A 9,607-nucleotide genomic window follows, 5' to 3' on the forward strand; every position below is an offset into this window, starting at 1 on the left:
TGCGCGGCCCTGGCGCCCGGCCGCGGGGCCGGCTTACCCTTGCTGCTGAACCGCCCGAGCCCTGCCCCATGCCGTTGCCCCTGGTCTACCACGACGACTACAGCCCGCCCTTTCCCGCCGGCCACCGCTTCCCCATGGAGAAGTTCCGCCTGCTCAAGGAACACCTGGTGGACAGCGGCCTGACCAGCGACGCGGCGCTGCTGCGCCCCGAGCCCTGCCCGGCGGACATCCTCGCCCTGGCCCACGACCGCGGCTACATCGAGCGCTACTGCAGCGGCGACATGAGCCGCGAGGAACTGCGCCGCCTCGGCCTGCCCTGGAGCGAGGCCCTGGCCCGGCGCACGGTGCGGGCGGTGGGCGGCTCGCTGCTGGGCGCCGACCTGGCGCTAAGGCACGGGCTGGCCTGCCACCTCGCCGGCGGCACCCACCATGCGCACCACGACCACGCCTCGGGCTTCTGCATCTTCAACGACCTGGCGGTGATCGCCCTGCACCTACTGGCAAGCGGCCGCGCCGGGCGCGTGCTGATCTTCGACTGCGACGTGCACCAGGGCGACGGCACCGCGCGCATCCTGGAGCAGGTGCCGGACGCCATCACCGTCTCGCTGCACTGCGAGAAGAACTTCCCCGCGCGCAAGGCGCACAGCGACTGGGACATCCCCCTGCCGCTGCACATGGGCGACGCCGACTACCTGCGGGTGGTGGACGAGGCGCTGGACTACCTGCTGCCGCTGTACCAGCCGGACCTGGTGCTCTACGACGCCGGGGTGGACGTGCACAAGGACGACGCCCTGGGCTACCTGAACCTCACCGACGCCGGCCTGGCCGCCCGCGACGAGCGCGTGATCGAACGCTGCCTGGCCCGCGACATCCCGGTGCTGGGGGTGATCGGCGGCGGCTACGACAAGGACCGCGCGGCCCTGGCCCGGCGCCACGGCATTCTCCACCACAGCGCGCAGCGCGTCTGGCAGCGCCTGGGCCTGGGCTGAGTTGTCCACGGCAACTGTGGAGCAACCTGTGGAAAACCTGCGGGGAGTCTGCCCTGGCCCACGCCGGGCCTGGGCCGCAGCCGGATGTACGAAAGATGACCAGACAGCGTTCGGAGGAAAAGGTGCGACTTTTCCACGGATGCTGTGGAACCTCCTGTGGAAAAACTGCGGGGTATTCGCTGCAGCCCAGTATTCACGGGACCTCCAGCCCAACGAACAAAATATGACCAGCACACCCGTAGGATGGGTTGAGCTTGCGAAACCCATGCTGCATTCGATGGGTATCGCTACGCTCCACCCATCCTACGTGTGGCAACGTTGTCCCCGAAAGCTGTGGAGCCGCCTGTGGATATCCTGGGTACAAACCTGTGACTTGCTTACGCGCCGGGGCCCCCGCGCAGGCGCCGGCGAATTGACCAGCCCCGGCCGCCAGCGGCTAGGCTAGAATGCGCGCCCTTTCCACCGACCATGCCCAGCCCATGACCGAGCACAGCTCCCTGCCCTCCCCCAGCGCCATCGTCATCGGCGGCGGCCCCGCCGGCCTGATGGCCGCCGAAGTACTGGCCGGCGCCGGCGTGCGCGTGGCGCTGTACGACGCCATGCCCTCGGTGGGGCGCAAGTTCCTGCTGGCCGGCGTGGGTGGCATGAACATCACCCACTCCGAAGATCAGGCGGCCTTCGTCGGCCGCTACGGCGAACGCCGCGGGGAAATCGGCGCGCTGCTCGCGGATTTCGACAGCCAGGCCCTGCGCGAGTGGATCCATGGCCTGGGGATAAATACTTTCGTCGGCACGTCCGGCCGCGTCTTCCCCACCGACATGAAGGCCGCGCCCCTGTTGCGCGCCTGGCTCAAGCGCCTGCGCGACAGCGGCGTGGTTATCCACACCCGCAGCCGCTGGCAGGGCTGGGACGAACAAGGCCGCCTGCTGATCGACGGCCCCGAAGGGCGCCAGGCCCTGCAGGCCGACGTGACCGTGCTGGCCCTGGGCGGCGGCAGCTGGCAACGCCTGGGTTCCGACGGCGCCTGGGTGCCGACGCTGCAGGCGCGCGGCGTGGCGGTCGCGCCCCTGCGGCCGTCGAACTGCGGCTTCGAGGTGGCGGGCTGGAGCGAGTTCTTCCGCGACAAGTTCGCCGGCGCGCCGGTCAAGCCGGTGGCCATGGGCCTGGAGGGCGAGGCGCCGCGCCAGGGCGAATTCGTGGTCACCGCCGGCGGCATCGAGGGCAGCCTGGTCTATGCGCTGTCCGCCGGCATCCGCGAGCGCATCGCCCGCGACGGCTCGGCCAGCGTATTGCTCGACCTGCTGCCCAACCGCAGCATCGAGCAGGTGGCGAAAGCCCTGGCCCAGCCGCGCGGCTCCAAGTCCATGGCCAACCACCTGCGCGGCCGCCTGGGCCTGGACGGCGTGCGCGCCGGCCTGCTGCGCGAGTTGTCCACAGCCGCCGACTACGCCGAGCCGCAGCGCCTGGCCGCGCTGATCAAGGCCCTGCCGCTGACGGTGGTGCGCCCGCGCCCGCTGGACGAAGCCATCAGCAGCGCCGGCGGCGTCACCTTCGAGGCTATGGATAAGCAGCTGATGCTGGACGCCCTGCCCGGCGTGTTCTGCGCCGGCGAGATGCTCGACTGGGAGGCGCCCACCGGCGGCTACCTGCTCACCGCCTGCTTCGCCAGCGGCCGCGCCGCCGGCCTGGGCGCCTTGCGCTGGCTGAAATTGGAACCATAGTGCTAGATTGCGGATTCTCCCCAGCAGAGTCCGCGCCATGCCCCTGAGCTTCCGCCCGGCCCGCCCCGAGGACGTCGACGCCGCCGTCCCGCTGATCTACAGCTCCGGCCCCGATGCCTTCGACTATGCCTTCGCCCGCCCGGGGCGCAACAGCGCCCAGGACTTCCTGCGCCACGCCTTCGTCCAGGGCGGCGGCCAGTTCGGCTGGCGCCAGCACACGGTAGGCGAACTGAACGGGCGGGTGGTGGCGGTGGGCACCGTGTTCGGCGGCGAGGCCAACCTCGGCTACCTGCTCGCCGCCAGCCGGCAGATATTCGGCTTCTTCGGCCTGGGCGCGGCGGCGGTGATCCGCCGTGGCCTGCAACTGGAGCGGATCATCTGCCCGCCGCCGAAACGGACGCTGTACCTCGCCCACCTCGGCGTGGCGCCGGAACTGCGCGGCGAAGGCCTGGGCAGCCAACTGGTCGCCCACTTCCTCGAGCGCGGCCGCCGCGCCGGCCTGCCCATGGCCGCCCTCGACGTGTCGGTGGCCAACCCGCGGGCCCAGGCGCTGTACGAGCGCCTGGGCTTCGCGGTGCAGGCCGAGCGACACTCCAACCTGCCGGGCGTGGCCAGCCACCGCTACATGCAGCGCGCCCTCTGAGCCTGCGCTAGACTGCGCGCCAGCCGCCCGGCAGAGGCCAGTGCCACGACAAGGAAGCGCCATGAGCAAGCTGAACAGCGTCGAACTGAAAGTCTTCGTCCCGGCCCGCGACTACGCCCAGTCCCAGGCCTTCTACCGCGACCTGGGCTTCGCCAACCCGTGGAGCTCGGAGGAGCTGAGCTACTTCCATCACGGCGACCACTGCGCCTTCCTGCTGCAGAACTACTACGTGAAGGAATTCGCCGAGAACCTGATGCTGCACCTGCTGGTGGAGGACGCCGATGCCTGGTGGCAGCGTCTGCGCGGGATCGATATCGCCGGGCGTTATGGGGTGCAGTTGGGGGAGCCGGAGGATCGGGCTTGGCGGATGCGGGACTTCACGCTACATGATCCGAGCGGGGTGTTGTGGCGTATCGGCCACAACCTCGATTGAGCGGGGGCACGGCCTTTCGTACCCCCTCGCGCCCTCAACGGCCCTTCGGCTTGCCCTTGCCGGCCGGCGCCTTGGCGAAGCCCGGCGCCTTGCGCACCGCCTTCACCTGCGGCTTGTCGGCCAGCAGCTCGCCCAGGTGGATATTGCCCGGCTTGGCCGGCACCTTGGGCTGCTTGGGTTTCTTCGGCTTCTTCAGCACCTGGCCGCCCAGGGTCGTCTGCGGCACCCTGTGCTCGGCCTCGAAGCCGTCTTCTTCGGAACGCGGCAGCAGTTGCCCGATCAGCGTCTCGATGGCCGCCAGTTGCTGCACCTCGTCGGCGCACACCAGCGACAGGGCCTGACCGCTGGCGCCGGCGCGGCCGGTGCGGCCGATGCGGTGCACGTAGTCCTCGGCGACGATGGGCAGGTCGAAGTTGACCACCAGCGGCATCTGGTCGATATCCAGGCCGCGGGCGGCGACGTCGGTGGCCACCAGGAAGTCCACCTCGCCGTCCTTGAACCGCTGCAGTGCGCGCAGGCGCGCCGGCTGCGGCTTGTCGCCGTGGATGGAGTCGGCGGCGATGCCTTCGGCCTGGAGCACGCCGACCAGTTCGTCGACGCCCTTGCGCGTCTTGGCGAACACCAGGGCCTGGCGCCAACGGCGGGCCTGCAGCAGGTGCAGGAACAGCTCGGCCTTGCGCTTCTTGTCCACGGTGATCAGTTGCTGCTTCACCGTCTTCGCCGCGGTGTTGCGCGGCGCCACCTCGATGGACAGCGGGTCGCGCAGCAGGCCGCCGGCCATCTGGCGGATCGCCTCGGAGAAGGTGGCGGAGAACAGCAATGTCTGGCGCCGCTTCGGCAGCGCGGCGAACACTTCTTGCAGCTCGCGGGCGAAGCCCAGGTCGAGCATGCGGTCGGCCTCGTCCAGCACCAGCACCTGCAACTGGGTGAATTTCAGGGCGTTCTGCCGGTACAGGTCGAGCAGCCGCCCGGGGGTGGCCACCAGCACGTCGACGCCCTTGCGCAGCTTCATCATCTGCGGGTTGATGCTCACCCCGCCGTAGGCCACCGCCGTGCGCAGCGGCACGTGCTGGCCATAGGCGCGGAAGCTGTCGTGCACCTGCTCGGCCAGTTCGCGGGTGGGCACCAGCACCAGGGCGCGCACCGAGTTGGCGGCCACCTGCGGGCCTTCCTGCAGCAGCTTCTGCAGCAGCGGCAGGGCGAAGCCGGCGGTCTTGCCGGTGCCGGTCTGCGCCGCGGCCAGCAGGTCGCGGCCCTTGAGCACGGCGGGGATGGCCTGGGCCTGCACGGGCGTCGGGTTCTGGTAGCCGAGGCCGTCGAGGGCGCGCAGCAGGGGTTCGATCAGGCCGAGGGCGGCGAAGGTCATGGAGCACTCACGCAACGGAAGGGGGAATGGGCGGCATTGTAGCCGCTAGTGGCGCAGCAGCAGCTCGCCCTCGATGGGCACGTAGCGCGTCGCCGAGCGGATCAGCGCCTGCGCGGTCAGGCCCGGCACGCCATAGGCGGCGGCCGTCTTGCCCTGGGCGCGGACGCGTTGCAGCAGCAGGTCGAAGTCGCCGTCGCCGGAGCACAGCACTATCTCGTCCACCCGCGCCACGGCGTCGAGCACGTCGATGGTGATGCCCACGTCCCAGTCGCCCTTGGCCGAGCCGTCGCTGCGCTGGATGTAGGGTTTGAGCTTCACCTCGAAGCCGAGGTTGCGGAGGATCTGCTGGAACTGCTGCTGGCGCGGGTCGCCACGCTCGATGGCGTAGGCATAGGCCTCGACTATGCGGCCTTCGCGGCTCAACTCGCTCCACAGGGCGGCGTAGTTGAAATGGCAGCCGTAGGCCTGGCGAACCGTGTAGTAGAGGTTCTGCACATCGGCAAACAGGGCGAGGGTTTTCAACGGCGGCTCCGGATCAGGCGGTGGGCACGCATTATCGCAGCCCACCGCCGCGCCGCCAGCCCCGCGTCGTCGGCGCGGGGCCATCGATCAGCTGAACATGTCGCCGTCGTCGTCGAAGAAGCTGGAGTCGTCGGCGAAGCCGCCATCGTCGTAGCCGGTGTCGGTGAAGCCGTTGTCGGCGTAGCGATCACCGTCGAGGGAGGACTGGCTGGAGTCGTCCAGCCCGGAGGATTGCGGGTCGAAATGCTCGGCCGGGACCTCTTCCTGGATCACCTCGACGATTTCCTGCGGCTGCGAGTGGTGGAACATGTTGGTCAGCAGGTCCGCCACCATCATGCCGCCGGCCACGCCCGCGGCGGTCTGCAAGGCGCCACGCAGGAAGCCGCCGCCCTGGGCCGGCGCGGCCTGGGGTGCCGCGGCGGGGCGGAAGTCGTTGGGGTTGCTGGCGTAGCTGGCATTGGCGCCGGGCTGGGAGAAGCGCGTCTGGCCCCAGCCGTCCGGGCGCTGTTGCGCTTGCTGGGGTTGCGCCGCTGCTTCGCGCTGGCCGCCGCCGAACAGGCCGGCGAGGAAGCCGCCGCTGCTGGGGCGGTTCTGCTGCAGGCTGGCGACCTGGGCTTCGAGTTCCTTGACGCGCTGGTCCAGGCGCTTGATCGCCGCCTCCTGGATCAGCATCGCCTGCGCCATGTAGTAGGGCGCGGCCGGCTGGCGCACGAGGTGCTGGTTGATCTGCGCCTCGGCCTGGGCGTCGCGCGGCGCGGTTTGCCGCTCGGCTTCCTGCAGGCGAGTGAACAGGCCATCGATCAGGGTTTGCTCTTCGGAATTCATCTGGGGCCTCGAGTGAGCACCGGGGGAGGGAACGCATCACTAGATTGGATCGACCGGCGAAAAAACAAGTTCCGGTCGATGAAAACTTCTTCATCCACGCTGGCGGGGACTCTGGTCTGCGCCGCCGGGCATGGGTTAGAGTCGATTGCCAACTGGTCCCCTAGACGAGCCGATGAATCCCATCTCCATCCTGCGCGATACCTGGTACTTCTTCAGCCGCCACATCGGCACGCTGCTGCCGCTCTGTCTGCCCTGGATCGTCCTGGAGACGCTCACCCAGCAACAGCTGAGCATGGCCGCCAATTCCCAGCAGTTCGCGCCCTGGGGCATGGCCGCCGGGTTGATCTTCTACCCCATCTACACCGCCAGCCTGCTGCTGTACCTGGTCGACTTCGGCGAGGGCCGCCAGCGCGGCGTCGGCGAACTGTGGCGCGCGGCTCTGCGCCTGTGGCCGGCCTTCGCCCTGCTCTCGGCGCTGAGTTCGCTGCTGATCGTCATCGGCCTGTCGCTGATGGTGCTGCCGGGCATCTACGTGATGATCAAGCTGGCCTTCGCCGAGGTGCTGCTGGTCAAGCGCGGCCTGCGCCCGATCGATGCCATGCGCGAGAGCTTCCGCCTCACCGGCGGGCACTTCTTCCTGCTGCTCAGCACCGTGCTGGTGATCCTCGCCCCCACCTGGGCCCTGCAGGGCTGGATCGAGCAGCTGAGCGAGAACGCCCTCGGCTACAGCCTGGCGCTCAGCGCCCTCAGCGGCTTCTTCCAGCTGCTGCTGACCGTCGCCGCCTACCGCATCTACATCCTCGGCCCGGAACGCGAGGAAGCCTGAGGTCTGCTCCGCGCAGCGCAGGAGCGCTCAGCGCCGGCTCGGCTTCAACCCGGACATGCGCGGCACCAGCAGGCGCTCGAACAGCCAGGGGCAGTAACGGGCCAGGATGCGCGCGCGCCAGTTGACGTTGGACAGCACCAGCAGGCGCTTGCGCTGCAGGGCGCCCTGGTAGATCGCCTCGGCCACGTCGCGCGGGGAAGCCACTTCGCTGCCCAGCACCACGGCCGGCTGGCGGATAACCGAGCCGTCGCCGACCAGGGCGTTCTTGCGCAGGTCGGTGGCGGTGAAGCCGGGGCAGGCCAGGGTCACCGAAACGCCGGTGCCCTCCAGCTCCATGCGCAGGGTGTCGAACAGGCCATGCAGGGCATGCTTGCTGGCGTTGTAGGCGCTGCGATAGAGCAAGGGGGCGAAGCCGGTCAGCGAACTGAGCACGACTATCTGCCCCTGGCGGGCGATCAGGCTGGGCAAGGCCGCCCGGGTGCAATGCAGGGCGCCGTAGAAGTTCACCGCCATCACCCGCTGGAACACCTTCAGGTCGGTCTCGGCGAACAGGCTGCGGTGGGTGATGCCGGCGTTGTTGATCAGCACGTCGATGCCGCCGAAGCGTTCGATGGCGACGGCCACGGCCTGCTCCACCACGGCGGGTTCGGTGATGTCGCAGCGCAGCCCCAGGGCCTCGACGTTGAGGTGCTGCTGCAGGTGCTGCACCAGGCTGTCGAGCGCGGCCTGGTCCAGGTCGAGGATCACCGGCCTGGCGCCCGCCTGGGCGAAGCGCAAGACCAGCGCACGGCCGATGCCCGAGCAGCCGCCGGTCACCAGGACCGTCTTGTGCAGGTAGACCTTGCTGGAGAAGACCTTGCGTGGCATGTGCGGAGCCCTCGGCCAGGCCCGGGTGCGGCCGGCAGCCCCTCAAGCATAGCCCCGTGGCGGTCGCGCTCCGGCCGCCCCTTGTGCCGCTGGTCGCAGCTCTTGAATGTCGCCGCCGCTTTGCCGGCCGCGGACTGGACAAGCCCCGGTTGGCGACTCATGCTCAATGCAGACACCAACACAAGAACGATAAAGGTGCGGCGCAGCAATGCTCAAGAAACTCCTGTTCCCGTTGGCCTCGTCGCTGCTCCCGGCGTCGCTGGCCCATGCCCTGCCAGGCCCTGCCGGTGGCCCCCAGTCGCTGGCGGTCGGCTATTACGAGTTCCCGCCGTACATCTATACCGACGATGACGGCAGCACCCAGGGCGAAGGTGCCGAACTGATCCGCAAGCTGCTGCGCCAGGCCGGCTACCGCGCCGAACTCCGGGCCCTGCCCAGTGCCCGCCTTTACCAGGGCCTGCGCGACGGCAGCGTGCAACTGTGGGCCGGGGCCCCCGGCAAGCCCGAGCTGGCCGAAAGCACCCTGGAGTGCGAGCACGTGCTCGGCCAGGTCACCCTCAACCTCTATCGCCTGGCGTCCCATCCCGCCCCGCGCCTGCCCCAGGGGCTGGCCGGCAGCCGGGTGATCCTGATCAGCGGCTACAGCTACTGGCGGCCCGCCACGCAGTTGCTGGACGACCCGCGGCTCAACCTGGAAGTCCACCGCACCAGCACCCACAGCGCGGCGCTGCAGATGCTTCTGCGCGAACGAGGCGACTACCTGCTGGACTACCAGGCCCCGGTGGAAGAAGCCCGCAACGCCGCCGGCCTGCCGTCGCTGGCCTACGACACCCTCTACCGTCTACCGTTAAAACTCATCGTCTCCCGTCGCACGCCCGATGCGGAACAACTTCGCCAGCGCCTGGACCAGGCGTTCGAGCAGTTGAGTGCGAAGGGGGAGAAGGTCGAGCTGAACTGAGGCCACCGGCCTGCCGGCCGGATCGCGGATGAATCCGCTCCTACGGGATGCAGCCCCGTAGGATGGCGTTGAGCGAAGCGATACCCATCAGCGCCATGGCTTTCACGGGCCCTGCCCGCGATTCGCGCGCAGGGCGCGCTCCTACAGGGCGAATGGCGCAGGTGGGGCGGCGTAGCGGATCTCATCCGCGAATCGCGCCGGGACCGCCGGCAATCGCGGACAAGGTCCGCTCCTACGGGTGCAGGACGTACCCTCGTAGGATGGCGTTGAGCGAAGCGATACCCATCGCCATGGCGAGGATCCATGTAGGAGCGCGCCCTGCGCGCGAATCGCGGGCAGGCCCCGCTCCTACAGGGAGATGTTCCGGCTTTTCCGCGCGCCAAAGCAAAACCCTCGACCAGCCAGGCTGATCGGGGGTTTTGGGATAGGTGCTTGACGATGACCTACTCTCACATGG

The 9,607-nt window shown here is 69.3% G+C and carries 10 protein-coding genes; 6 read left to right on the forward strand and 4 right to left on the reverse strand.

The features are described 5' to 3' along the window. The first annotated feature begins 68 nt into the window (after positions 1 to 68). From FG99_RS27370 to FG99_RS27385, 4 genes are all read left to right on the forward strand, one after another. Positions 69 to 989: a histone deacetylase family protein gene (locus FG99_RS27370; protein ID WP_043273357.1), complete on the forward strand. Its 921-nt coding sequence runs from the start codon at positions 69 to 71 to the stop codon at positions 987 to 989. Between the two features lie 479 nt (positions 990 to 1,468). After that, positions 1,469 to 2,710 carry a TIGR03862 family flavoprotein gene (locus tag FG99_RS27375; protein ID WP_081884747.1) on the forward strand — a complete coding sequence of 414 codons (1,242 nt, stop codon included), beginning with the start codon at positions 1,469 to 1,471 and terminating at the stop codon, positions 2,708 to 2,710. Between the two features lie 37 nt (positions 2,711 to 2,747). Continuing rightward, positions 2,748 to 3,353: a GNAT family N-acetyltransferase gene (locus tag FG99_RS27380; RefSeq protein WP_043273358.1), complete on the forward strand. Its 606-nt coding sequence runs from the start codon at positions 2,748 to 2,750 to the stop codon at positions 3,351 to 3,353. 61 nt (positions 3,354 to 3,414) lie between these two features. Then, the gene (locus FG99_RS27385; RefSeq protein ID WP_043273360.1) at positions 3,415 to 3,786 is read left to right on the forward strand and encodes a VOC family protein; all 372 of its coding nucleotides are present in this window, start codon (positions 3,415 to 3,417) and stop codon (positions 3,784 to 3,786) included. 34 nt (positions 3,787 to 3,820) lie between these two features. Here the strand turns inward: FG99_RS27385 and FG99_RS27390 are convergent, their stop codons facing one another. The 3 genes from FG99_RS27390 to FG99_RS27400 all read right to left on the reverse strand — a co-directional run bounded on the left by FG99_RS27390 (position 3,821) and on the right by FG99_RS27400 (position 6,499). Beyond that, a complete protein-coding gene (locus FG99_RS27390; RefSeq protein WP_043273361.1) occupies positions 3,821 to 5,152 on the reverse strand; it encodes an RNA helicase RhlE1 in 1,332 nt (443 codons plus the stop codon). A gap of 45 nt (positions 5,153 to 5,197) precedes the next feature. Next, positions 5,198 to 5,674, reverse strand: a complete 477-nt coding sequence (locus FG99_RS27395) for a LabA-like NYN domain-containing protein (protein WP_043273362.1) — start codon at positions 5,672 to 5,674, stop codon at positions 5,198 to 5,200. 87 nt (positions 5,675 to 5,761) lie between these two features. Next, a complete protein-coding gene (locus FG99_RS27400) occupies positions 5,762 to 6,499 on the reverse strand; it encodes a DUF2076 domain-containing protein (protein WP_009615682.1) in 738 nt (245 codons plus the stop codon). Positions 6,500 to 6,671: 172 nt separating this feature from the next. On the opposite strand from FG99_RS27400, the gene FG99_RS27405 reads away from it, so the two are divergent. After that, a complete protein-coding gene (locus FG99_RS27405; RefSeq protein ID WP_043273363.1) occupies positions 6,672 to 7,325 on the forward strand; it encodes a YciC family protein in 654 nt (217 codons plus the stop codon). Between the two features lie 27 nt (positions 7,326 to 7,352). On the opposite strand, the gene FG99_RS27410 is transcribed toward FG99_RS27405, so the two are convergent. Further along, positions 7,353 to 8,192: an SDR family oxidoreductase gene (locus FG99_RS27410; RefSeq protein ID WP_043273365.1), complete on the reverse strand. Its 840-nt coding sequence runs from the start codon at positions 8,190 to 8,192 to the stop codon at positions 7,353 to 7,355. A 208-nt stretch (positions 8,193 to 8,400) separates the two neighbouring features. On the opposite strand from FG99_RS27410, the gene FG99_RS27415 reads away from it, so the two are divergent. After that, on the forward strand, positions 8,401 to 9,150 hold the full coding sequence (locus FG99_RS27415) for a substrate-binding periplasmic protein (protein WP_043273366.1): 750 nt from the start codon (positions 8,401 to 8,403) through the stop codon (positions 9,148 to 9,150). The last annotated feature ends 457 nt before the right edge of the window (positions 9,151 to 9,607 follow it).

It is taken from the genome of Pseudomonas sp. AAC, assembly GCF_000725445.1.
GTDB classification, from domain to species: domain Bacteria; phylum Pseudomonadota; class Gammaproteobacteria; order Pseudomonadales; family Pseudomonadaceae; genus Pseudomonas; species Pseudomonas citronellolis.